The organism is Tatumella citrea (assembly GCF_002163585.1).
Classification (GTDB): Bacteria; Pseudomonadota; Gammaproteobacteria; order Enterobacterales; family Enterobacteriaceae; genus Tatumella; species Tatumella citrea.
Genome location: NZ_CP015579.1, coordinates 3,384,209 through 3,408,894 on the forward strand (window position 1 = coordinate 3,384,209; position 24,686 = coordinate 3,408,894).

18 protein-coding genes are annotated in these 24,686 nt (G+C 49.3%); 8 read left to right on the forward strand and 10 right to left on the reverse strand.

The window, feature by feature from the left end:
* Nucleotides 1-85 precede the first annotated feature (85 nt).
* Genes panB through panD form a run of 3 tightly spaced genes read left to right on the forward strand, consistent with a single transcriptional unit; the run spans nt 86 to nt 2,163 of the window.
* Nucleotides 86-880 carry a 3-methyl-2-oxobutanoate hydroxymethyltransferase gene (gene panB, locus A7K98_RS16145; RefSeq protein ID WP_087489475.1) on the forward strand — a complete coding sequence of 265 codons (795 nt, stop codon included), beginning with the start codon at nt 86-88 and terminating at the stop codon, nt 878-880.
* 16 nt (nt 881-896) lie between these two features.
* Nucleotides 897-1,748, forward strand: coding sequence for a pantoate--beta-alanine ligase (gene panC / locus A7K98_RS16150; protein ID WP_087489476.1), 852 nt, complete (start codon nt 897-899; stop codon nt 1,746-1,748).
* Between the two features lie 34 nt (nt 1,749-1,782).
* A complete protein-coding gene (gene panD / locus A7K98_RS16155; protein WP_087489477.1) occupies nt 1,783-2,163 on the forward strand; it encodes an aspartate 1-decarboxylase in 381 nt (126 codons plus the stop codon).
* A 43-nt stretch (nt 2,164-2,206) separates the two neighbouring features.
* On the opposite strand, the gene A7K98_RS16160 is transcribed toward panD, so the two are convergent.
* The 4 genes from A7K98_RS16160 to cueO form a co-directional block, all read right to left on the reverse strand.
* Nucleotides 2,207-2,977 (reverse strand): ABC transporter permease, encoded by a 771-nt coding sequence (locus A7K98_RS16160; protein ID WP_087489478.1) that lies wholly within the window; start codon nt 2,975-2,977, stop codon nt 2,207-2,209.
* The gene (locus tag A7K98_RS16165; protein WP_087489479.1) at nt 2,977-3,900 is read right to left on the reverse strand and encodes an ABC transporter ATP-binding protein; all 924 of its coding nucleotides are present in this window, start codon (nt 3,898-3,900) and stop codon (nt 2,977-2,979) included. Before A7K98_RS16165 ends, A7K98_RS16160 begins: the two co-directional genes overlap by 1 nt.
* Before the next feature lie 401 nt (nt 3,901-4,301).
* Entirely contained in the window at nt 4,302-4,838 is a 537-nt protein-coding gene (gene hpt / locus A7K98_RS16170; protein ID WP_087489480.1) for a hypoxanthine phosphoribosyltransferase, read from the reverse strand.
* Nucleotides 4,839-4,989: 151 nt separating this feature from the next.
* Complete coding sequence (gene cueO / locus A7K98_RS16175; protein WP_087489481.1) at nt 4,990-6,636, reverse strand: multicopper oxidase CueO; 1,647 nt, start codon at nt 6,634-6,636, stop codon at nt 4,990-4,992.
* A 156-nt stretch (nt 6,637-6,792) separates the two neighbouring features.
* Here cueO and A7K98_RS16180 point away from each other — a divergent pair, with 156 nt between their 5' ends.
* The 3 genes from A7K98_RS16180 (at nt 6,793) to speD (ending at nt 8,933) form a co-directional block, all read left to right on the forward strand.
* A complete protein-coding gene (locus A7K98_RS16180) occupies nt 6,793-7,143 on the forward strand; it encodes a YacC family pilotin-like protein (protein ID WP_087489482.1) in 351 nt (116 codons plus the stop codon).
* A 95-nt stretch (nt 7,144-7,238) separates the two neighbouring features.
* Nucleotides 7,239-8,099, forward strand: a complete 861-nt coding sequence (gene speE / locus A7K98_RS16185) for a polyamine aminopropyltransferase (RefSeq protein ID WP_087489483.1) — start codon at nt 7,239-7,241, stop codon at nt 8,097-8,099.
* A 30-nt stretch (nt 8,100-8,129) separates the two neighbouring features.
* On the forward strand, nt 8,130-8,933 hold the full coding sequence (gene speD, locus A7K98_RS16190; RefSeq protein ID WP_087489484.1) for an adenosylmethionine decarboxylase: 804 nt from the start codon (nt 8,130-8,132) through the stop codon (nt 8,931-8,933).
* 67 nt (nt 8,934-9,000) lie between these two features.
* On the opposite strand, the gene A7K98_RS16195 is transcribed toward speD, so the two are convergent.
* The gene (locus tag A7K98_RS16195; protein ID WP_407703118.1) at nt 9,001-9,315 is read right to left on the reverse strand and encodes a YacL family protein; all 315 of its coding nucleotides are present in this window, start codon (nt 9,313-9,315) and stop codon (nt 9,001-9,003) included.
* A 249-nt stretch (nt 9,316-9,564) separates the two neighbouring features.
* Nucleotides 9,565-12,162, reverse strand: a complete 2,598-nt coding sequence (acnB, locus tag A7K98_RS16200; protein WP_087489486.1) for a bifunctional aconitate hydratase 2/2-methylisocitrate dehydratase — start codon at nt 12,160-12,162, stop codon at nt 9,565-9,567.
* Nucleotides 12,163-12,940: 778 nt separating this feature from the next.
* Between acnB and mgtA the strand changes: the two genes are divergently transcribed.
* Nucleotides 12,941-15,640 (forward strand): magnesium-translocating P-type ATPase, encoded by a 2,700-nt coding sequence (gene mgtA, locus A7K98_RS16210; protein ID WP_087489488.1) that lies wholly within the window; start codon nt 12,941-12,943, stop codon nt 15,638-15,640.
* 60 nt (nt 15,641-15,700) lie between these two features.
* On the opposite strand, the gene lpdA is transcribed toward mgtA, so the two are convergent.
* The 4 genes from lpdA to pdhR form a co-directional block, all read right to left on the reverse strand.
* Complete coding sequence (gene lpdA, locus A7K98_RS16215; protein ID WP_169715441.1) at nt 15,701-17,125, reverse strand: dihydrolipoyl dehydrogenase; 1,425 nt, start codon at nt 17,123-17,125, stop codon at nt 15,701-15,703.
* A 258-nt stretch (nt 17,126-17,383) separates the two neighbouring features.
* Nucleotides 17,384-19,267 (reverse strand): pyruvate dehydrogenase complex dihydrolipoyllysine-residue acetyltransferase, encoded by a 1,884-nt coding sequence (aceF, locus tag A7K98_RS16220; protein ID WP_087489490.1) that lies wholly within the window; start codon nt 19,265-19,267, stop codon nt 17,384-17,386.
* A 13-nt stretch (nt 19,268-19,280) separates the two neighbouring features.
* Nucleotides 19,281-21,944, reverse strand: coding sequence for a pyruvate dehydrogenase (acetyl-transferring), homodimeric type (aceE, locus tag A7K98_RS16225; protein ID WP_087489491.1), 2,664 nt, complete (start codon nt 21,942-21,944; stop codon nt 19,281-19,283).
* Between the two features lie 115 nt (nt 21,945-22,059).
* Nucleotides 22,060-22,824: a pyruvate dehydrogenase complex transcriptional repressor PdhR gene (pdhR, locus tag A7K98_RS16230; RefSeq protein ID WP_087489492.1), complete on the reverse strand. Its 765-nt coding sequence runs from the start codon at nt 22,822-22,824 to the stop codon at nt 22,060-22,062.
* 469 nt (nt 22,825-23,293) lie between these two features.
* Between pdhR and aroP the strand changes: the two genes are divergently transcribed.
* Complete coding sequence (gene aroP, locus A7K98_RS16235) at nt 23,294-24,649, forward strand: aromatic amino acid transporter AroP (RefSeq protein WP_087489493.1); 1,356 nt, start codon at nt 23,294-23,296, stop codon at nt 24,647-24,649.
* Nucleotides 24,650-24,686: the final 37 nt, after the last annotated feature.

Consider the following 24,686-nt stretch of genomic DNA (forward strand, 5'->3'; position numbering starts at 1 on the left):
CGGTGGCTGGCCCTTACAGGCCATTCACCCCGGCTGATTAATCCTGTAAACTCCCCATAAGAAAAAATAATGACAAGAGGTCATAATGAAATCAGTCACGATTAATGATCTTCGCAAATGGAAATTGTCGGGCGAAAAATTTGCCGCACTGACCGTTTATGATTACAGCTTTGCTCACCTTTTCTCTGACGAAGGCATTCCGGTGCTGTTGGTGGGCGATTCTCTGGGTATGACCATTCAGGGCCATGATTCCACTCTGCCGGTCACAGTTGAACAGATTGCCTACCATACCTCAGCAGTGCGCCGCGGAGCCGGTGCCGCTCTGCTGCTGGCAGACCTGCCATTTATGAGTTATTCATCCCCTGCGCAAGCGTATGAAAACTCTGCGCAACTGATGCGGGCCGGAGCGAATATGGTAAAACTGGAAGGAGGCGCCTGGCTGGCTGAAACAGTTCTCGGACTGACCGAACGGGCAGTGCCGGTATGTGGTCATCTGGGGCTGACACCGCAGTCAGTCAATGTATTCGGCGGCTACAAGGTTCAGGGACGTGACAACGAAGCGGCCGAAACATTACTGAACGACGCCCTGACACTGGAACGTGCAGGTATGCAACTTTTGGTTCTGGAATGTGTGCCACAGTCTCTGGCCGCGAGAGTGACTGCCGCATTATCTGTCCCGGTGATCGGCATTGGTGCCGGTAATCAGACCGACGGGCAAATTCTGGTCATGCATGATGCCCTGGGTGTCACCGATGGCCATTTGCCAAAATTCAGTAAAAACTTCCTGGCAGAAACGGGCAATATCCGCGATGCCGTACGCCTGTATATTCGTCAGGTTGCGGAAGGCAGTTACCCTGCCGCAGAACACAGTTATCAGTAGTTCAGGAGAAAGAATCGTGAAAGTGATTGAAACGCCGGCAGAATTGCATCAGGAAATTCGCCGACTGCGACAACTGAATCAGAGTATCGCGTTGGTCCCGACAATGGGGAATTTGCACGACGGCCATATGACGTTGATGGATACTGCAAAAGCACAGGCAGATATCGTCGTGGCATCAATTTTTGTGAATCCGATGCAATTTGACCGTGCCGATGATCTGGCCCGCTACCCACGAACCTTTGCAGAAGACTGCGAAAAACTACAACAACATCAGGTCGATATTTTATTCGCTCCGTCAGCAGAAGTGATCTTCCCTGGTGGCACCGGTGCTCAGACATTCGTTGAGGTCCCTGAAATCTCTTATTTACTGGAGGGAGCCAGTCGCCCCGGGCATTTCCGTGGCGTATCAACCATTGTCAGTAAGTTGTTTAATATGGTGCAGCCTGATATTGCCTGCTTTGGTGAAAAAGATTTTCAGCAACTGCAGCTTATCCGCAAAATGGTGGCCGATCTCGGCTATAACATCCGGATTATCGGCGTGCCTACAGTTCGGGCTCCGGACCATCTTGCACTCAGTTCACGTAATGGCTATCTGACAGCAGAGCAGCGCGAGAATGCGCCACGGCTTAGCCAAATCATGAATGCCATGGCAAAGCAGCTCACCAGCGCTCAGTCTGATACTGCGGCTATCATTGCCGGGGCGGAGCAGCAGTTACGTGACAATGGATTTACGCCTGACGGGATTGCTATCTGTGACAGCCAGACTCTGCATCCACTGACTGCTGACAGTGACAGTGCGGTGATCCTGATGGCTGCATGGCTGGGTAAAGCCCGCCTTATCGATAATCAGCAGGTCAGTTTTCTGTAAAACTGACACGCTAAATTTGTGGGGAGAGAGTGCTATGTTACGTACCGTGCTGCAGGGCAAATTACATCGCGTCAGTGTGACTCTGGCCGATCTTAACTATGAAGGTTCCTGCGCGATAGACCAGGACTTTATGGAAGCCGCCGGGATCCTCGAATATGAAGCTATTGATATTTATAACGTGAATAACGGTCAGCGCTTCTCAACCTATGCGATTGCGGCTGAACGCGGCTCGCGCATAATCTCGGTTAACGGGGCAGCAGCGCGTTGTGCCTGTGTCGGTGATTTACTGATTATTTGCAGCTATGTGCAGGTAGCGGATGAACAGGCCCGGGTGTGGCAGCCAAAAGTTGCTTATTTTGGCGAAGGTAATGAGATGCAGCGGGTGGCGAAAGCTGTTCCGGTGCAGATGGCCTGAATGGCAATCCGGCCCCTCAGGGGGCCGGATTGATTCTGATAAATCAGCTGCGCAAACCTCTGCCACGCTGAATTAACGTCCAGACTACTGCGTAAAACACCGCAATAAACACCAGCAAAATCCCAATGGTCAGCCCCACCGGAACATCATTAATCCCCAGGAATCCATAACGGAATCCACTGATCATATAAACAATCGGGTTCAGCTTAGAGACAATCTGCCAGACCGGTGGAAGTAATGACAGTGAGTAGAATACCCCGCCCAGGTAAGTCAGAGGCGTCAGCACAAAAGTAGGAATCAGACTGATATCATCAAAACTGCGGGCGAAAACCGCATTCAGCAGCCCTGCCAGTGAGAATAATACCGAGGTCAGAACTATGGTCAGTGCCACCATTGGCCAGAAGTAGACATGGAACGGCACAAAGAACAGTGATATCGCCGTGACCAACACCCCGACGCAAATTCCCCGCGCAACGCCGCCACCAACATAGCCGGCAATAATAATATGGGTTGGGACCGGAGCAACCAGCAACTCTTCTATATTGTGCTGAAACTTAGCGCTGAAAAATGATGAAGCCACATTCGCGTAAGAGTTAGTGATCACTGACATCATAATCAGGCCGGGAACAATGAATTGCATATAGGTAAAACCATGCATATCACCGATTCGTGAGCCGATCAGATTACCGAAAATAATAAAATACAGGGTCATGGTGATGACTGGCGGCACCAGCGTCTGAATCCAGATCCGCATAAAACGGTGGGTTTCTTTTGCCCAGATGCTTTTCAGCGCTACCCAATACAAATGCGCCATTATTTTTCCTCCGTTGTGCCGTTGACCAGGCTGACGAACAGTTCTTCCAGACGGTTCGCTTTATTACGCATACTCAGTACCGAAATGCCCTGTGCGGTCAGTTGGCTGAACACACTATTCAGCCCCTGCTCACGTAACACTTCAACTTCAAGAGTCGAGGTATCTACCAGTTTAAAATTAAAACCTTCCAGCTTCGGCAACGGGCTGTGGGGTGCCAAATCCAGAATAAATGTTTCCGATTTGAGTTTACCCAGCAGATTTTTCATCGAGGTATTTTCAACCAATTCCCCGCGCTGAATAATACCGATATTACGGCAAAGCATTTCAGCTTCTTCCAGATAATGGGTAGTCAGAATAATCGTGGTTCCATGGATATTCAGTTCCTTGAGGAAGACCCACATAGAACGCCGTAATTCGATGTCTACCCCGGCGGTAGGTTCATCAAGAATTAACAGCTTTGGCTCGTGCATCAGGGCGCGGGCAATCATTAAGCGGCGTTTCATCCCACCGGAGAGCATTCTGGCCCGCTGATCCCGTTTTTCCCATAAATCGAGCTGACGCAGGTACTTTTCAGCGCGAACCAGCGCTTCCTTGCGTTCAACACCGTAGTAACCCGCCTGGCTAACCACAATCTGTAGTACGGTTTCAAACGGGTTGAAATTAAATTCCTGCGGGACCAGTCCCAGCTTGCGTTTGGCATTCACTTTGTCAGTATCAAGATCGTGACCGAACACTTTTACCTGCCCGGAAGATTTATTAACCAGTGAACTGATGATCCCGATAGTTGTTGATTTTCCGGCACCGTTAGGCCCCAGCAGTGCATAAAAATCCCCCGCCTGTACCTTTAAGTCGAGCCCTTTCAGTGCTCTGACACTGTCCCCATAGGTTTTGGTCAGTCCGGAAATTTCCAGTGCATAAGTCATACCTGCTCCATACCCGTCGTGTTGACGTGTTTAACATGAATAATGGTGTCGTGATTGCGCCGGGGTCTTCCGGCCATCAGAGCATTACAATACTGTGCATAGCTGCGTCCCCGTTCACCGTGAATCACGCGCTCAGACGCAACACAAAACAGGACATACTGCTGAAGATGAGCACTCAGTCAAAATGAGGCCGAACTCAATGTCTTGGGAATTTCACACCAGGGTGGCAGCAGAGTAACAGGGTTCGTCAGCCTTAGCCGCGAACCTCTGCTTATTGACCCGGAGGTGGTTATCATTACCTGCCAGGCCACGATCAACCGGTTAGCCGGTGAAAAATCGCGCTCAGTATAGTTCAGACCAGCAAAGCTGGCCTGAAAGATTGTGCTATTTCACTGGCCCTCTCAGGGCTCAAGAATTACCACTTTGCCGACATACGGCAGGTGACGGTAGCGTTGCGCGTAGTCAATTCCATAGCCGACAACAAACTCATCCGGAATAGTAAAGCCAACATATTCAACATCTACATGAACTTCTCTGCGGTCCGGCTTATCCAGCAGAGTACAGATAGCCAGTGACTTTGGTTCACGCAGGCTCAATATTTCGCGAACCTTACTCAGGGTATTTCCTGAATCAATAATATCCTCAACGATTAACACATCTTTCCCACGGATATCTTCATCCAGATCTTTCATGATCTTCACGTCACGGGTACTCGACATGCCGCTGCCATAGCTTGAGGCAGTCATAAAATCGACTTCGTGAGATACCTCTATGGCTCTGCACAGATCAGCCATAAACATAAATGATCCACGCAACAGCCCGACCAGCACAATATCATTGCCGCGGTCACGGTAATCGGCGGAAATTTGCTGTCCAAGCGCTGCGATACGCTGTTTAATTTCCTGTTCGGAAATCATCACTTCTACAGTGTGTTTCATAATATATCTCACTGATTTTACTCAGCTAAACCTCATTAATGGCCGGAATAAATACATTGATGATCCTGCGATCATGGCGCGGATTATCGCACAGACAAGGGCCTGCACGATAGACCGACAGCCGATTAACCCGGCAATTCTGGCCCCCTTGTCAGCTGCCACTCACCGTAAACCCGAGCATCATACCGGTATCTTCATGTTCCAACAGATGACAATGCGCCATATATGCGGTCTCTTTCGAGGCAGTATGGGGGAAACTGACCAGCACTTCGCTAACCCCTCCTTCCACTCTTACCATATCTTTCCAGCCACTACGGTGTGCGGCGACCGGCTGGCCATTCTCAGAAAGAATACGAAATTGCGTACCGTGAATATGGAACGGGTGCAGCATCATGTCTCCCTCCCCGCTTATCCGCCAGACTTCCGACGTTTGTAGCGGGACATCAAAAGATGGCTGATGCATGTCAAACGCCTTGCCGTTAATTTTATTTCCCTGATGGAAATCATAACTTCCGGTTGGATGACCCGATCCCATACTCATTGAATGCATCGAATGGTCAGAGGACATAGACATACCTGCCATATGGTCGTCGGCAGGCATCTGCATACCCTGCATACTGTCTGCAGACTCCTGTGAATCAGACTGATGCATTCCTGCCATTGCCTTATGACCATAGCGTTTCATCAGTGCCGCCATTCCCTGCTGGTCCAACTGTTTATCCATGGATAGCGTCAGAGTTCTGTGATTTAGCTGTTTAATTGAGTCTGCTGCAGGCAGGGCTGGCATGGTAGTTAGCTGGTCTGGCAAAATGCTGCTGCCGGCAACGCGCAACGGAAGAATATTAATCAGTGGCAGAGGCTGATCAAACGGAGAAAGCGTCATACCGGCCTGTTCAACCGGCAAAGTCACAAAATCAAAAGGCTGCCCATCTGTGGTATCGACCATCACTTCGAAACGCTCACCCGGAATAAACGACAGAGATTCAACCTTGACCGGCTCCGCCATTAGGCCGCCATCACTGGCGATAATGTACAAAGGTCTCTTGTCACTGGTAGTTAAGTGCAGGCTGCGGGCATTACAACCATTGAGCATACGAAAACGAACCCAGCCGTGCGGCACTGCATGCTGAGGATAACTGACACCATTAGTCAGCATCATATCGCCAAACCAGCCAACAGCGGCCCGCATAATATCCAGTTGATAATCAATGGCAGTTCCGTCACTGGTCAGTTGTTTATCCTGAAATATCAGCGGAATATCATCAACTCCCCATTCGGTCGGTAAGCGCATTTTGCCAATTTCATCATCATCAATAATCACCAGGCCAGCCAGCCCTTTGGCGACCTGAAATCCGGTATGTCCATGTAAATGGGGGTGATACCAACAGGTTGCGGCGTTCTGGTCCGGGGTAAACGTAACCTGACGACGGCTACCTGCGGCGATAATTTCCAGTGGGCCTCCGTCAACTTCTCCCCCCACTTTCAGCCCATGCCAGTGCAGAGTGGTGGCTGCCGGTAAGGTATTATTAATATTCACTGTCACTGGCTGATGGCGTTGCAGACGAATAGCCGGGCCAAGCAGGCTGCCGTTATAACCCCAGGTCTCAACATTTTTCCCCTGCCATTGGGTGGTCCCCGCCATAGCGGTCAACCTGATTTGCTGACGAATATCCGGGGTCAGCAGTGCCGGGATCGGAAGTAAGGGCCGCTGAGCTGCCATCAGTGAACGGCTCCAGACCGGCAAAATTCCGGCTGCCGTTAATGCGGTAGTAAGTTTCAAAAAGTCGCGACGCTGCATACCCGTATCCCTTAGACAAAAATGTGATTTGTTAAGCTTAAACCCTTCCCTTGCAGGAAGGTCAAGTAACGCTTCCCGGTCAAGAGGTCAAAACTATCGTCATCCTGACAATAACTATGTTAACGTTCATCACATTACAGTGATCAGAGAACGCCCATGACCAAAATGTTCAGGTTCCTGCTGCTATCCGTGTTACTAGGGGCATCCGGCACAAGTTTCGCACTTGACGAATCACAGGCAGAAGATATGGCCGATTTAACGGCAGTATTTATCTATCTTAAAAATGACTGTGGCTATCAGGATATTCCCGATGCACAAATTCGTAACGCACTGGTTTTCTTTGCCCGCCAGAACCACTGGGATCTGAGCAATTATGATTTGATGAACATGCAGCAACGTGGTGAATCAAGTTATGAAGATCTCAGTGGTATTGCAGTACCTGAAGCGAAAAAGTGCCACTCTCTGGCAGAAAAATCGCTAAGTTTACTGGCCTATGTGAATAAGTAACGCCATCTTTCCCTTACCAGTCGTGCATCCCCCCCCGGACTTCGCTATCATAGCCTGCTCATTTTCATCGCAATGTAGCAGAGGGGGGTCATAACATGTCTCAGCATGAGAAATGGCATGAAACACTTCATGACGGGTTCGGGCAGTATTTTACCGTCGATAAACAATTATACCGGGACAAGACAGAACACCAGGATCTGGTCATTTTTGAAAACAGCGCCTTTGGCCGTATAATGGCCCTGGACGGCGTGGTTCAGACCACAGAACGGGATGAATTCATCTATCATGAGATGCTCACCCATGTTCCGTTGTTTGCACACGGTGATGCCAGAAGCGTGCTGATTATCGGTGGCGGTGACGGTGGTATGCTTCGGGAAGTTGCCCGCCATCCGGGGGTTGAAAAAATCACCATGGTAGAAATTGACGCCGGAGTGGTTAACTTCTGTCGCCAGTATCTGCCGTCCCACAGCAACGGAGCCTATGACGATCCTCGCTTCACGCTGGTCATTGATGATGGTGTAAATTTTGTTAGTCAGACTGAACAGAAATTTGATGTGATCATCTCTGACTGTACCGACCCGATTGGCCCTGGTGAAAGCCTCTTTACTTCAGACTTTTATGCCGGCTGCCAACGCTGCCTGAATGAAGATGGTATCTTTGTTGCCCAGAACGGCGTCTGCTTCCTGCAACAGGATGAAGCGGTCAACAGCCATCGTCGACTCAGTCCTTATTTTTCCGACGTCACCTTTTATCAGGCGGCAGTGCCAACCTATTACGGTGGCATCATGACTTTTGCCTGGGCCAGCAACAATTCACAGTTACGCCAGTTACCTGCGGACACGCTAAAAGCACGCTTTAAGGAAACTGACATACGTTGCCGTTATTATACTCCGGACATTCACCAGGCAAGCTTCGCCCTGCCACAATATTTACTGGACGCTCTGAACGCAGAGTAATCCCTGAAATACCTGAGGAGGTGAACTAAATTGCAAAAGCTTAAACTACATGGCTTCAACAACCTGACTAAGAGCCTGAGTTTTTGTATCTACGATATTTGCTATGCGAATTCACAAGAAGAACGTGATGGTTATATTGCCTATATTGATGAACAATATAATGCCAACCGGCTAACCGAGATACTCAGCGAAACCTGTTCAATTATCGGCGCAAATATTCTGAATATTGCCCGCCAGGACTACGAGCCTCAGGGAGCGAGTGTCACTATCCTTGTCAGCGAAGAACCCATTAATCCTGAAGATATTGATACCTCGGAACACCCAGGCCCGTTACCGGATGCTATTGTCGCGCACCTGGATAAAAGCCACATCTGCGTGCATACCTATCCGGAGAGCCATCCAGAAGGTGGACTCTGTACCTTCCGCGCCGATATAGAAGTTTCAACCTGCGGGGTGATCTCACCGCTGAAGGCACTGAATTATCTGATCCACCAGCTGGAATCAGACATTGTCACCATCGATTACCGGGTAAGAGGTTTTACTCGTGATATCAATGGATTAAAGCATTTTATTGATCACGAAATTAACTCGATACAGAATTTCATGTCCAAAGATATCAAATCAATGTATGACATGATGGATGTGAATGTATATCAGGAAAATATCTTCCACAGCAAAATGCTGTTAAAGGAATTTGACCTGAAACATTACCTGTTTAATACCCGCCCGGAAGACCTGACGCCTCAGGAGCATCAGCGGATCACTGATCTGCTGTGGAAGGAGATGCGGGAAATTTATTATGGCCGCAACATTCCGGCGATCAGTAATAAATAATGCAGACGGACCGGCGCTTATGCCGGTCCACAAGATCTTAACGCAGTTATCTCAGACAACGTGTTACTTAGCGACCACGGGCAAATTCACGGTAAGCCGAAATCAGCTGCAGAAAATCCTCCAGCCCGCAGAATGACAGGGATTCCTGATCGTAGTAGGCCATTCCTTCTTCTAATTCATCCGTTTCGAAAGAAAGCAGATTAGCACCAATCATCACTTCTTCCGCATCCAGCCACAGCGTGTATTCTTTACCGGTTTTCTGCCACTGATTTTCGGTGCCTTTCAGTGCCAGTGATGCCGCGACTACCTCATCCAGCAGCGCCATATCACCCTGCACTTCTTCATTAAACCAGTGCCCCACGGCTTCATGATCCATCGACATCCTGACGATAACATTGCCGGTGACATCATTGACAAACTGGTATTCCACATCGGACTCCTTACTGCGACGTTATGCCTGTCAGCGCACTGGTGCTGACAGAGAATCAGCATAGTGTAACCAAATAACCGAACTGCGGACACCATTGGCAGGAAAGTGTCTTCACTCCACCGTTAGAAATCAGCCTGAAGAAAAACAAAAAAAGCACAGCGGATGCTGTGCTTTAGCTAGCTCAGAGACAACGTTTAAAAATCAGACGGCGCTCTGGAAAATGACACCATCGGCTTTTTCTGTGTACTGTGACAGGCGATCAAAGTTCAGATAACGATAGGTATCGCTGGCTGTTTTATCTACCTGAGCCATGTAGTGCTGATATTCTTCCGGAGTTGGCAATTTGCCCAGCAGAGAAGAAATTGCCGCCAGCTCAGCAGAAGCCAGGTAAACATTGGCTCCGTTACCTAAACGGTTAGGGAAGTTACGGGTAGAAGTAGATACTACCGTTGCCCCGTCCGCTACACGTGCCTGGTTACCCATACACAATGAACAGCCCGGAATCTCTACCCTGGCTCCGCTCTTACCAAAGACGCTGTAGTAGCCTTCTTCAGTTAACTGAGCGGCGTCCATTTTAGTCGGTGGAGCAACCCACAGACGTGTTGGTAACTGACCTTTCTGGCTGTCCAGTAATTTACCAGCCGCACGGAAATGGCCAATGTTGGTCATGCAGGAACCGATAAATACTTCGTCAATTTTGGTGCCCTGAACATCAGACAACAGTCTGGCATCATCCGGATCGTTTGGAGCACACAGAATAGGCTGAGTGATTTCATCAAGATTAATATCAATCACTGCGGCATATTCGGCATCAGCATCACCTTCCAACAGTTGCGGATCGGCAAGCCATTTTTCCATTCCCTGAATACGACGTTCGATGGTACGACGATCGCCGTAACCTTCAGAAATCATCCATTTCAGCAGCACAATATTCGAATTCAGATATTCGATAATCGGCGCTTTATCCAGTTTAATGGTACAGCCTGCGGCAGAACGTTCTGCTGATGCATCGGAAAGTTCAAAAGCCTGTTCGGCTTTGAGTTCCGGCAGCCCTTCAATCTCCAAAATCCGGCCAGAGAAGATGTTCTTCTTACCTTTCTTCTCAACGGTTAACAGACCCTGTTTGATAGCATACAGTGGGATGGCATGTACCAGGTCACGTAAGGTGATACCCGGTTGCATTTTACCGCTAAAACGTACCAGTACCGATTCAGGCATATCCAGAGGCATCACGCCAGTGGCCGCAGCAAATGCCACCAGCCCTGAACCTGCCGGGAACGAAATACCAATCGGGAAACGGGTGTGAGAGTCACCGCCAGTACCTACAGTATCCGGTAACAACATACGATTTAACCAGCTATGGATAATACCGTCGCCAGGACGCAGTGAAACACCACCACGGTTCATAATAAAGTCAGGCAGAGAGTGCTGCATCGCAACGTCTACCGGCTTAGGATAAGCCGCAGTATGACAGAAAGACTGCATCACCAGGTCAGCAGAGAAGCCCAGACATGCCAGATCTTTCAGCTCATCACGGGTCATCGGACCGGTGGTATCCTGCGAGCCGACAGAGGTCATTTTAGGTTCGCAGTATTCACCAGGGCGAATGCCGGCTACGCCACATGCGCGCCCGACCATTTTCTGCGCCAGGGAGAAACCACGGCTGCTTTTCTCAACATCTTTTGCTTTGCGGAAGACATCACTGTGAGGCAGCCCCAGTGATTCACGGGCACGGGTAGTCAGGCCACGACCGATAATCAGCGGGATTCTTCCTCCGGCACGTACTTCATCCAGCAGTACATCAGTTTTCAGCTCAAACTTATCCAGTAGTTCATCACTGTCATGACGACGAACTTCACCCTTGTACGGATAAACGTCAATCACGTCACCCATATTGAGTTCGCTGACATCGAGTTCAATTGGCAATGCACCGGCATCTTCCATCGTGTTGAAGAAGATAGGTGCAATTTTACCACCCAGAACCAGACCACCACCCTTTTTGTTAGGTACATAAGGAATGTCTTCACCCATGAACCACAACACCGAGTTGGTTGCTGATTTACGAGAAGATCCGGTACCAACAACATCACCGGTATAAACCAGCGGGAAGCCCTTGCTTTGCAGTGCTTCGATTTGTTTAATCGGGCCGATATTGCCGGCATCATCCGGCTCAATACCTTCGCGGGCAATTTTCAGCATCGCCAGAGCATGCAACGGGATATCAGGACGTGACCAGGCATCCGGCGCAGGCGACAGATCATCGGTATTTGTTTCACCGGTAACCTTGAATACTGTCAGTGTGATTTTTTCGGCCAGTTGAGGACGGGACAGATACCATTCTGCATCGGCCCAGGATTGTAATACCTGCTGCGCATAGCTGTTTCCGGCCTTCGCCTTCTCTTCTACATCGTAGAAGTTATCAAACATCAGCAGTGTATGAGATAACGCTTTTGCCGCGCCCGGGGCCAGTTTGTCGTTATCCAGGGCTTCAATTAGTGGATGAATATTGTAGCCACCCTGCATAGTACCCAGCAGTTCGATAGCTTTTTCAGGGGTAACCAGTGGGGAAGTCGCTTCACCTTTGGCAATGGCGGCCAGAAAACCGGCTTTCACATAGGCGGCTTCATCAACACCAGGGGGAACACGGTTTATCAGTAAGTCTGTCAGAAATTCTTCTTCACCCTTTGGCGGGTTTTTCAGCAGTTCAACCAGTGCTGCCATTTGGGTTGCATCTAAGGGTTTTGGTACAATTCCCTGGGCAGCACGTTCGGCAACGTGCTTACGGTATTCTTCTAGCACGACGTTCTCCTCACTCACATTGTATTGGCTTCCGGGCCCCCGACTCACCACTTGATATTTTTCTATGCAGGGTTACGGTGTCCGGTTCCGCCTTGACAGCATATCAGGAACCTGTCTGATTGTTAATCTGTTTACAAAAAATCAACATATCTGCACCAGGCCCTTCGCTGAGCTCACATTTATATAACTAATTGAAAAATAATAAATTATTATAATAATGACGACTATCCCAGAAATATAACGACAAACTATAACCTGTAACTCTGCTGGCGACTGTGAGCTTGTGCATCCTTCCGCCAGATAAAAATTTCGATGGTTGATTCATGGTTTAAGTTACAGGTTTACCGACAAGAATAAAAACCTTATATTTTGCCCGTCTTTAATCACAGGAACCTCCCTTGAACAGTTACCGAACCAACAAGGGCAGATAAATATATTGTCTGCCTCAACCGGCAGACAGCGAGCCATAAATGATGCCCCGCTTGTCTTATTTTTTGCAACAGACGCGAGGTCACTCACAATGATTACCCATACCCTCTTTCCTCCGGGCGAGCCTCTCAGGCACACATTCCGATAGTCCCAGTTTTTTAAAATCAGCATTGCACATCCGTGCGGTTAATGAAGGAGCCCAAAATGGATGATGACCCGACCAGGCAACGTTACGCGCGTTGCAGGGGTATTCCCGCCTGAACCCCGAAAAATCTGCAACGCATCTCAATGACTGGCTGCCTGTATCGCTGTGAAGCGTGCCTGGCGGTAAATAAATGGACCAAAAGAGATGACTCAGATTATAAATTTCTCTCTGCCACTGCAGGGAAAAAAACAACCGCAACAGCAAAATGACTGGCAGATTACCCGGCATATTGCGACCAGCACAGAGACCACTCTGGAGCTACTGGATGCCACTACTGACGGGCTCACCATACAGCAGGTGAATGAACGCCAGGCAACCTTTGGCCCTAATGAAATCGCCACTAAAAAAGCCCCTTCCGCTCTGCTGCAGTGGATACTGGCGTTTAATAATCCGTTTATCTACGTTCTGATGGCATTAGCTGCCGTCAGTTTTATTACGGATTACTGGATTCCACTCCGTTCAGGAGATACTCCGGACCTCACCGGGGTCATCATCATGAGCTGCATGATCCTGTTCAGCACCCTGCTACGTTTTGTTCAGGAGTTCAGAACCAATAAAGCAGCGAACGCCCTTAACTCACTGGTTGAAGTAACTACCACAGTGCGTCGTCGTGATGCACAAAACCAGCCAATCGAAGCTAAAGTCCCCCGCCATCAGTTGGTGCCCGGAGATATTGTTCTGCTGAGTGCCGGGGATATTATTCCCGCTGATATGCGGTTGCTGGAAAGTACCTCATTACAACTGAATCAGTCAGCACTAACCGGAGAAACTCTGCCGGTGGAAAAACACGCCAGGCTGACAGAGGAAGAGACATTATCCAGTGTCAGTGAAAATGCCCTGCTACACCAGCCTGCCATTGTGCTGATGAGTACCAGTGTACTTAGTGGTTCTGCCACTGCTGTCGTGGTTGCCACTGGCGAACATAGCTGGTTTGGATCACTGGCTGGCAGTATTGCCGGTGAGGCACCTAAAACGTCTTTCGATAAAGGTGTAAACAGTGTCAGTTGGTTATTGATCCGCTTTATGGTGCTGATGGTACCGATCGTTTTCCTGATCAACGGTTTTACTAAAGGCGAATGGACAGAAGCATTGTTTTTTTCTCTGGCAGTCGCTGTCGGCCTCACTCCGGAAATGCTGCCAATGATTGTCAGTACCAATCTGGCTAAAGGGGCAATGGCTCTGGCTGCTCGCCAGGTGGTGGTAAAAAGGATCAATGCTATTCAGAACCTCGGGGCAATGACCGTTCTTTGTACTGATAAAACCGGCACCCTGACTGACGATAATATTGTCCTTGAACAGGCGCTGAATCTGCAGGGCGAGGAAGATCCCCGTGTTGCTGAAATGGCCTGGTTGAACAGCCATTTCCAGCAGGGAATTGATAACCCGATGGACAGAGCAATCAACCGCTTTGCCAATGCACATGGTATGGCCAGGCGTCTGATGCATGTCCGCAAAGCTGACGAATTACCTTTCGACTTTACCCGTCGCTGTCTGTCTGTTTCTGTTTATGATGACCACGGTCGCCAGCAACTGATCAGCAAAGGTGCCAGCGAAGAGATGCTGGCTCGCTGTCAGTATGTGCTCTCCGGGGACCAGGAGTCAGAGCTGACTCCCGAATTAAATCGCCAGTTACGGGATAAAATTGCCGGTTACAACCGCGAAGGATACCGCGTACTGTTGCTGGGTCGTAAAACTCTGGATATGACAGAATCTCTGCGGCGTCTGACTTATGACGATGAACAAAATCTGACTCTGTGCGGTGTCCTGTTGTTTCTTGATCCGGTAAAACGCGGCGCCGATACTGCACTCCGGGCACTTAAAGAGCACGGGGTGCAGGTAAAAGTGCTGACCGGGGATAATGCAGAAGTCACCGAAAAAATCTGCAAAGAACTGGGACTGGACAGCGGGCAACCGTTGCAGGGGCCAGAAATTGCAGCAATGGATGATGACACCCTGCAACAGCAACTGGCCGGCCATACTATTTTTGCCCGACTGACACCGTCTGATAAAACCCGGATTGTCACTCTGCTCCAGGCTGGCGGAGAAACTGTCGGCTTCCTGGGGGACGGTATTAATGATGCCGCTGCATTACATGCCGCGGATGTCGGGATCTCTGTTGATAATGCTACTCAGATTGCGCAGAGTGCAGCAGATATTATCCTGCTGGAGAAAGATTTGCAGGTGCTGGAAAAAGGGGTACGAATTGGTCGTCAGACTTTTGGCAATATTATTAAATATCTGAACATTACCGCCAGCTCAAATTTTGGCAATGTATTTTCAGTATTGATTGCCAGTGCATTTATCCCTTTTATGCCCATGCTGGCGATTCAGTTACTGCTGCAAAATCTGATTTATGATGTGTCACAGATGGTATTACCCTGGGATGCAATGGATGAGGAGTTTGTGGCAAAACCCCGGCAATGGGATGCGGGCAATATCGGCCGGTTTATGCTGTTTTTTGGCCCGGTATCTTCAGTGTTCGATGTGGCAACTTTTGCCCTGATGTGGCACGTTTTTGCGGCTCACAGCAGTGAAACTCAGTCTTTGTTTCAGTCAGGGTGGTTTGTCGAAGGATTATTATCACAGACGCTGGTAGTCCATATGCTCAGAACCCGTAAAGTGCCATTTTTACAGAGCTGCGCCCGCTGGCCGGTATTACTGAGCACTCTGGCAGTGGTGGTGATCGGCATTGTATTGCCCTACTCGCCGCTGGCGGCTAATTTTCACTTACAGGCTTTACCACTCAGCTATTTCCCGTGGCTGTTGCTCATTCTGGCAGGCTATTGCCTGCTGAGTCAGACGATGAAACAACTCTACTGCCGCCGGTTTGGTCAGTGGTTTTAATTTCTCAGCGGTAAAAAAAAACGGCTCCATCCGGAGCCGTTTCCATCATGATTCCGAAAATTACTTTTTCTTCGCTTTCGGATTTGGCAGATCGGTAATGCTACCTTCGTAAATTTCTGCCGCCAGGCCGACTGATTCATGCAGAGTCGGGTGAGCGTGAATAGTCAGAGCAATATCCTCAGCATCACAGCCCATTTCGATCGCCAGACCGATTTCGCCCAACAGTTCACCACCATTGGTCCCGACAATCGCTCCACCGATAACACGGTGTGACTCTTTGTCGAAAATCAGTTTAGTCATACCGTCTGCACAGTCAGAGGCAATCGCACGCCCCGAAGCCGCCCATGGGAAGACAGAGGTTTCATAACTGATGCCTTTCTCTTTGGCTTCTTTTTCGGTCAGACCAACCCAGGCAACTTCCGGCTCGGTGTAAGCGATAGAAGGAATCACTTTTGGATCGAAATAGTGTTTCTTACCAGAGATGACTTCAGCTGCCACATGACCTTCATGCACACCTTTGTGTGCCAGCATTGGCTGACCCACAATGTCACCAATCGCATAGATATGCGGGACGTTGGTACGCATTTGTTTATCAACCTGAATGAAGCCACGATCATCAACTTCAACGCCAGCTTTGCCGGCATCCAGATTCTTACCGTTCGGTACGCGTCCGATAGCTACCAGCACAGCATCATAACGCTGTGGTTCAGCAGGGGCATTTTTGCCTTCCATCGAAACATAAATACCATCTTCTTTAGCTTCGACCTGGGTGACTTTCGTTTCCAGCATCAGTTTAAACTGCTTGCTGATACGCTTAGTGAATACTTTCACTACGTCTTTATCAGCTGCAGGGATCACCTGATCAAACATCTCAACGACTTCAATCTGTGAACCCAGAGCATGGTAAACGGTACCCATTTCCAGACCGATAATCCCACCACCCATGATCAGCAGACGCTCAGGGACAGTTTTCAGCTCCAGTGCATCTGTAGAGTCCCAGACACGCGGGTCATCATGTGGAATGAAAGGCAATTTCACCGGACGTGAGCCGGCAGCAATAATCGCGTTATCGAAGTTAATCGTTGTCGCGCCGCCTTCACCTTCAACTACCAGAGTATTGGCCCCGGTAAATTTACCCAGCCCGTTGACTACGGTAACTTTACGACCTTTCGCCATACCGGCTAAACCGCCGGTCAGTTGGTTAATGACTTTCTCTTTCCAGGTACGGACTTTATCGATATCAGTTTGTGGCTGACCGAAGACAATACCGTGTGCTTCCAGCGCTTTTGCTTCTTCAATGACTTTCGCCACATGCAACAGCGCTTTGGAAGGGATACAACCCACATTGAGACAAACACCACCAAGAGTGCTGTAGCGTTCAACCAGTACTGTCTCTAATCCTAAATCGGCACAACGGAAAGCCGCAGAGTAACCTGCAGGGCCCGCTCCAAGTACCACGACCTGGGTTTTAATCTCTGTACTCATCATGACCTCTTAGTTGACTATCCGGCGGTCCGACGCCAGTTGTTATCAGTGATAACGTTCAGCTAGCCACCGGGACGCATTTAGCGCAAGAGTTTACAGAATTGTTAATAAACTGCAAACGGCTTTGTCTGAACAGAAAAACGACTTTCCGGTATCAGCACATCCCTGTCAGCCAGGGCCGGCTGAACCCAAAAAACAACCTGTCAATCTGCGTTAATAGCAATAAGGCCGGTCTTCACCGGCCTTATCCATCCTGCTTTACATCACCAGGCGACGAATATCTGACAGCACCTGATTGATGTAAGTGATAAACCGTGCACCATCGGCACCGTCAATGACCCGATGGTCAAACGACAGTGATAACGGCAGCATCAGGCGTGGGGTAAACTCTTTACCATTCCATACCGGTTTCATCGCAGATTTAGAGACGCCAAGAATGGCAACCTCTGGCGCGTTGACAATCGGAGTAAAGGACGTGGTTCCCAACCCGCCAAGGCTGGAGATAGTAAAGCAACCGCCCTGCATATCGCCGGAGGTCAGCTTACCACCACGGGCTTTTTTGGAGACCTCCATTAACTCGCGAGATAACTCGGTAATACCTTTTTTGTTAACATCGCGGAATACCGGAACGACCAGGCCGTTTGGCGTATCGACTGCGACACCGATATTAATGTATTTTTTCAGCGTTAAACGTTGCGCATCTTCAGAAATTGAACTGTTAAAACGCGGATATGCTTCCAGCGCCTTAGCTACCGCCTTCATGATGAAGACAACAGGAGTGATTTTCACATCCAGTTTCTGCTTCTCAGCTTCCACGTTTTGCTGCTTACGGAAGGCTTCCAGCTCAGTGATATCTGTTTCATCGAAATGAGTAACATGGGGAATCATCATCCAGTTACGGCTCAGGTTAGCCCCTGACAGTTTCTGAATACGACCCAGTTCAACTTCTTCGATTTCGCCAAATTTGCTGAAATCAACTTTTGGCCATGGCAGCATTCCGCTAATGCCAGCAGCTGCAGCCGGTGCTTCTGCACGTTTCACTGCATCTTTAACATAAGCCTGTACGTCTTCACGCAGAATGCGGTTCTTACGACCCGTGCCTTTGACTTTCGCCAGGTTCACACCAAATTCACGAGCCAGGCGGCGGATAACCGGAGTGGCATGGACATAGGCGTCATTCTCGGCAAAATCATTTTTCGCCGCCGGTACCGGTGTTGCAGGTTTCGCCGCAGCCGGAGCCGCTGGTTTTTCTGCAGCAGGCGCAGGCGCTGCAGCAGGTGCCACGGTCTGAGCAGGTGCTGCTGCACCCGCCACTTCAAACACCATGATCAGTGAGCCGGTGCTGACTTTATCTCCGGTCGCAATCCTGATCTCTTTGACTGTCCCGGCAAACGGCGCCGGAACTTCCATCGAGGCCTTGTCGCCTTCAACAGTGATCAGTGATTGCTCTGCTGCAATTTTGTCGCCCACTTTGACCATCACTTCGGTGACTTCTACTTCATCACCGCCGATATCTGGTACCTGGACTTCTTTAGCCTGAGCAGCGGCAGGTGCCGATGCCGATGCCTGGGAAGCCGGAGCTTCAGGCGCAGCTGCTGCACCAGCTTCAGCAGTTTCGAAAATCATAATCAGCGAACCGGTACTGACTTTGTCACCGGTCGCCACTTTGATCTCTTTCACTTTACCCGCGAATGGTGCAGGGACTTCCATCGAGGCTTTATCGCCCTCAACGGTGATCAGAGACTGCTCAGCTTCAACGGTATCCCCCGCCTTCACCAGAATCTCAGTAATTTCTACTTCATCGCCGCCAATGTCAGGCACATTCACTTCACGCACTGCACTGCTGGCAGCAGGGGCCGCCGCAGGTGCAGCTGCCTTAGGTGCTTCCGCTTTGCTTTCTACAGCCGCATCAGCAGATTCAAACACCATAATCAGTGAGCCAGTTTCAACTTTGTCACCAACTGCGACTTTAATTTCTTTGATCACACCCGCCTGAGGTGAAGGCACCTCCATAGATGCCTTATCACCTTCTACGGTGATCAGTGACTGCTCGGTCTCTACCTTGTCACCCACTTTGACCAGAATTTCGGTCACTTCAACTTCATCGGAACCGATATCCGGAACTTTGATTTCAATAGACATCAATCATTACCTCTTAGGCCAGACGCGGGTTGACTTTATCCGCATGGATATCAAATTTGCGGATAGCTTCAGCCACCACATTTTTATCAATCTCACCGCGTTTCGCCAGTTCACCCAGTGCAGCCACCACCACATAAGAAGCATCAACTTCGAAATGATGACGCAGATTCTCACGGCTGTCAGAGCGACCGAAACCATCGGTACCCAGCACGCGGTAATCACTGGCAGGAATATAGTTACGTACCTGCTCGGCAAACAGTTTCATGTAGTCAGTTGACGCTACGGCCGGTGCTTCATTCATCACCTGAGCAATGTAAGGTACACGAGGCTCTTCGGTCGGATGCAGCATATTCCAACGCTCACAGTCCTGCCCGTCACGGGCCAGTTCAGTAAACGATGTCACACTGTAGACATCAGAACCAACGCCGTAATCTTTGGCCAGAATTTCTGCGGCTTCACGTACATGGCGTAAAATAGATCCTGAGCCCAGTAACTGTACTTTGCCCTTGCTGCCTGCAACGCTGTCGAGTTTGTAGATACCTTTACGGATACCCTCTTCGACACCCTCTGGCATCGCTGGCATATGGTAGTTTTCGTTCAGGGTTGTAATGTAATAATAAACATTTTCCTGAGACTCACCATACATCCGCTCCAGACCGTCGTGCATGATCACTGCAACTTCATAGGCATAGGCTGGATCGTAAGAGATACAGTTAGGGATAGTCAGAGACTGAATATGGCTGTGACCATCTTCGTGTTGCAGGCCTTCACCGTTCAGCGTTGTACGTCCTGAGGTTCCGCCCACCAGGAAGCCACGCGCCTGCTGATCACCTGCCGCCCAACACAAATCACCAATACGCTGGAAACCGAACATTGAATAGTAAATGTAGAACGGGATCATCGGCAGATTGTTAGTACTGTACGAAGTGGCCGCAGCCAGCCAGGAAGCCCCGGCACCCAGTTCGTTGATCCCTTCCTGAAGGATCTGACCTTTTTCGTCTTCTTTATAGTAAGCAACCTGCTCACGGTCCTGAGGGGTATATTGCTGACCATTAGGACTGTAAATACCGATCTGACGGAACAAGCCTTCCATACCAAAGGTACGGGCTTCATCAGCAAGGATCGGTACCAGACGATCTTTGATTGAAGCATTTTTCAGCATAACGTTCAGGGCACGGACGAAAGCAATGGTGGTTGAGATCTCTTTATTCTGCTCTTCCAGCAGAGATTTGAACTCATCCAGCGCAGGAATTTCCAGTTTTTCGCTGAATTTTTCCTGACGGCTTGGCAGATAGCCACCCAGTTTTTCACGCTGGCCATGCAGGTAGTTATACTCTTCTGAGCCTTTCTCAAAGGTCACATAAGGCAGTTTTTCAATCTGATCATCGCTGACCGGCACATTAAAACGATCACGGATATAGCGCACGCCATCCATGTTCATTTTCTTCACCTGGTGAGCAATGTTTTTGCCTTCTGCAGTTTCACCCATGCCGTAACCTTTAATGGTGTGGGCAAGGATCACTACTGGCTTACCTTTAGTTTCCTGCGCTTTTTTCAGAGCAGCATAAACTTTCTTCGGATCGTGACCACCGCGGTTCAGAGACCAGATTTCATCATCGGTCATATCTTTGACCAATGCAGCGGTTTCCGGATATTTACCAAAGAAGTGCTCACGAACATAAGCACCATTCCTGGATTTAAAGGTCTGGTAATCACCATCAACGGTTTCATTCATCAGCTGGATCAGCTTACCGCTGGTATCTTTACGCAGCAGCTCATCCCAACGGCCACCCCAGATAACCTTGATCACTTCCCAGCCGGCACCTGCGAAGATACCTTCCAGCTCGTTGATAATTTTACCGTTACCTGTTACCGGGCCATCAAGACGCTGCAGGTTACAGTTAATGATAAACACCAGGTTATCCAGTTTTTCACGGGTTGCGATGGTGATAGCGCCTTTTGATTCCGGCTCATCCATCTCACCGTCACCCAGGAAGGCATAAACGGTTTGCGCTGAAGTTTTCTTCAGTTCACGGTGTTCCAGATATTTCAGGAACTTCGCCTGATAAATCGCAGCCAACGGCCCCAGCCCCATAGATACAGTCGGGAACTGCCAGAAATCCGGCATCAGTTTTGGATGCGGGTAGGACGATAAACCTTTACTGTGAACTTCCTGACGGAAGTTATTCATCTGATCTTCGGTCAGACGGCCTTCAAGGAAAGCACGGGAGTATATACCGGGAGAGATATGACCCTGGAAGTAAACCAGATCGCCACCGTCCTGCTCGGTACGGGCGCGGAAGAAGTGGTTAAAGCACACTTCGTAGATGGTCGCTGATGACTGGAAGGACGACATATGCCCACCCAGCTCCAAATCTTTTTTGGAGGCATGCAGTACTGCCATAATAGCATTCCAGCGAATGGCTGAACGAATGCGTCGTTCCAGTGACTGATTCCCCGGGTATTCCGGTTCGTCTTCAACGGCAATAGTATTGATATAGTTGTGTACCGTAGCACCGGCCGCAACATTAACACCACCTTTGCGTGCAGCGTCCAGTACCTGATCAATTAAGTACTGAGCACGTTCAACACCTTCTTCACGGATGACCGATTCGAGCGCCTGTAGCCAGTCGCGGGTTTCAATCGGATCCACGTCATTAGGTAAACGTTCTGACATGGGGCTATTCCTTATCTGTGTCTATTTCGTTGAGTTTTCATAAGAATATCTGACCGGCAAATTTCAGGGTACAAAACCGCAGATAAACCTATATTTTATTGCACACCGAATGTGCTTAATCCTTGCGTTGCTGAAGACGCCTTAAAGAACGTTCCCGCCGGCTTTGTTCCCGACTTCTGTCCAGCAATATCTCCTCAATAAACGCCAGGTGTGAGTTTGATTCTTCACGGGCTTTTTCCGGCTCACGTGCAATAATCGCCTCAAAAATTCTGGCGCGGTGTCCGCTCACTTTCGCTAACATATCGCGACTTAAGTAAAGTATTTCAAAATTTTCCCGGACATTTTGCTCAAGTAACGGTCCCATTGCACGAACCAAATGCAGTAACACAGCATTATGGGCGGCTTCGGTAACGGTTATTTGATATTTAATGACGGCACTGGCTTCAGCAGTAAGGTTGCCACTGTCCTGGGCCAGCCGAATCCGCAGATAATATTCCTGAATTCGCTGCAAGTCTTCCTCGGTTCCCCGCAGAGCAGCATAATACGCGGCTATACCTTCCAGCGCATGCCGTGTTTCCAGAAAATCAAAACGGGATTCCGAAGAGTTGGCCAGCAACCCGACCAGTGGATCGCTGACACTTTGCCACAACTCGTTTTGCACGAAGGTTCCTCCTCCCTGGCGCCGTGATAATAATCCTCTGGCTTCCAGACGTTGAATAGCTTCGCGCACTGAAGGGCGTGACACTTCAAACTGGCGTGCAAGCTCACGTTCCGGAGGAAGTCGCTCCCCGGGGCACAGTGAACCTTCCATAATAAGTGTCGCCAACTGCTGCTCAATGGCATCAGAGAGCTTGGGTTGTCGGATTTTGCTATATGCCATCGCGGAGTATTCGTTATTTTCCTGTCCATGAACCGGATAATTGGTATGACCAATTCGCAAAATACGGCCGTAAAGTAACAAACTATTTACCAGGTGTCTATAATCCGCGATCGCGTTTTCAGAAGGATCAAATGCCGTTATTCACTGTTTTCGCCCTGCGATTCAGACGAGTGTGCGGCAACTGTTCAGATAACCCTCAACAGGCCTGTGGATATTTTTGTTTGAAAACAATCAGCTCGCGGCAATTCTATTTTCGGCCACGCTGTCGCTGTCCGGCAGTTGTATATCATATTTTCCGCACTAAACAACAAAAGTCTGGTGCAATACAGGCAACTTATCACTATTCTGATGCGCGGACTGATTTGGTGCTTTCACCGGTAGTCACAGGGTAAAAATAATAATCATAGTCAAATAAATAGCGGCATTCGTAACTACGAATCGTCGCTCTGTTCATCATCACGAGGTTTGTATGGAAAAACAGCAAGAGGACACACTGAAGAGAGGGTTAAAAAACCGTCACATTCAGTTGATCGCTCTGGGAGGTGCCATTGGTACTGGCCTGTTTCTGGGGATTGCTCAAACGATTAAAATGGCCGGGCCATCGGTACTTCTGGGATATGCCATTGGCGGATTTATTGCGTTTATGATTATGCGCCAGTTGGGAGAGATGGTTGTTGAAGAACCTGTAGCAGGTTCTTTTAGCCACTTTGCCTACAAATACTGGGGCAGTTTTGCCGGGTTTGCCTCTGGCTGGAACTACTGGGTCCTCTATGTGCTGGTCGCCATGGCAGAACTCACCGCTGTAGGTGTATATATCCAGTACTGGTGGCCTGATGTCCCGACCTGGGTTTCCGCCGCGATCTTCTTCGTGCTGATTAACGCCATCAACCTGACAAACGTCAAAATTTACGGTGAGATGGAATTCTGGTTTTCAATCATTAAAGTTGTCGCCGTGGTGGGCATGATCATTTTTGGTGGCTGGATGCTGTTCAGCGGCCATGGGGCTCCCGGGGCATCTATCACCAATATCTGGCAGGTAGGCGGATTTTTCCCGCATGGAATTACCGGGCTGGTGATGTCACTGGCCGTGATTATGTTCTCCTTTGGTGGGCTGGAGCTGGTAGGAATTACCGCGGCAGAAGCCGATAATCCGGAAATCAGCATTCCAAAAGCCACCAATCAGGTCATCTACCGTATCCTGATTTTTTATATCGGCTCACTGACCATTCTGCTGTCTCTTTATCCGTGGACAAAAGTCGTTGAAGGCGGCAGCCCGTTTGTCATGATTTTCCATGAATTGGGTGACAGTCTGGTTGCGAATGCCCTGAATGTGGTCATTCTGACTGCAGCATTATCGGTGTATAACAGTTGCGTATACAGTAACAGCCGTATGCTGTACGGTCTGGCGAAACAAGGGAATGGCCCGCGTTCATTACTAAAAGTTGACCGCCGTGGTGTTCCTTATGTGGCCTTAGGCTTGTCTGCAGTAGCCACTGCAATCGGTGTATTAATTAACTATCTGATGCCGGCGAAAGCCTTCGGCTTGCTGATGTCACTGGTGGTATCTGCATTGGTGATTAACTGGGCGATGATAAGTCTGGCGCACCTGAAATTCCGCAAAGCCAAAGATAAGCAAGGGGTAATCACTCGTTTCCCGTCGCTGCTCTATCCGCTGGGTAACTGGATCTGCCTGCTGTTTATGCTGGCAATCCTGGTCATCATGGCGATGACACCAGGCATGGCGATATCTGTATGGCTGATTCCGGTCTGGCTGGTTATTCTGGCTATCGGTTATCGCTTTACCAGGAAAAAACAAGCGGCCTGATACTTGTCGGGCAATATAAACAGAAACGGGCGCAGTC

Excerpts from the sequence above, each read along its gene's own strand:
- panB (WP_087489475.1), top strand. The coding sequence starts at position 86 with ATGAAATCAGTCACGATTAATGATCTTCGCAAATGGAAATTGTCGGGC.
- panD (WP_087489477.1), top strand. The coding sequence starts at position 1,783 with ATGTTACGTACCGTGCTGCAGGGCAAATTACATCGCGTCAGTGTGACT.
- A7K98_RS16160 (WP_087489478.1), bottom strand. The coding sequence starts at position 2,977 with ATGGCGCATTTGTATTGGGTAGCGCTGAAAAGCATCTGGGCAAAAGAA.
- A7K98_RS16165 (WP_087489479.1), bottom strand. The coding sequence starts at position 3,900 with ATGACTTATGCACTGGAAATTTCCGGACTGACCAAAACCTATGGGGAC.
- hpt (WP_087489480.1), bottom strand. The coding sequence starts at position 4,838 with ATGAAACACACTGTAGAAGTGATGATTTCCGAACAGGAAATTAAACAG.
- cueO (WP_087489481.1), bottom strand. The coding sequence starts at position 6,636 with ATGCAGCGTCGCGACTTTTTGAAACTTACTACCGCATTAACGGCAGCC.
- A7K98_RS16180 (WP_087489482.1), top strand. The coding sequence starts at position 6,793 with ATGACCAAAATGTTCAGGTTCCTGCTGCTATCCGTGTTACTAGGGGCA.
- speE (WP_087489483.1), top strand. The coding sequence starts at position 7,239 with ATGTCTCAGCATGAGAAATGGCATGAAACACTTCATGACGGGTTCGGG.
- A7K98_RS16195 (WP_407703118.1), bottom strand. The coding sequence starts at position 9,315 with ATGTCGATGGATCATGAAGCCGTGGGGCACTGGTTTAATGAAGAAGTG.
- mgtA (WP_087489488.1), top strand. The coding sequence starts at position 12,941 with ATGACTCAGATTATAAATTTCTCTCTGCCACTGCAGGGAAAAAAACAA.
- lpdA (WP_169715441.1), bottom strand. The coding sequence starts at position 17,125 with ATGAGTACAGAGATTAAAACCCAGGTCGTGGTACTTGGAGCGGGCCCT.
- aceF (WP_087489490.1), bottom strand. The coding sequence starts at position 19,267 with ATGTCTATTGAAATCAAAGTTCCGGATATCGGTTCCGATGAAGTTGAA.
- aceE (WP_087489491.1), bottom strand. The coding sequence starts at position 21,944 with ATGTCAGAACGTTTACCTAATGACGTGGATCCGATTGAAACCCGCGAC.
- pdhR (WP_087489492.1), bottom strand. The coding sequence starts at position 22,824 with ATGGCATATAGCAAAATCCGACAACCCAAGCTCTCTGATGCCATTGAG.
- aroP (WP_087489493.1), top strand. The coding sequence starts at position 23,294 with ATGGAAAAACAGCAAGAGGACACACTGAAGAGAGGGTTAAAAAACCGT.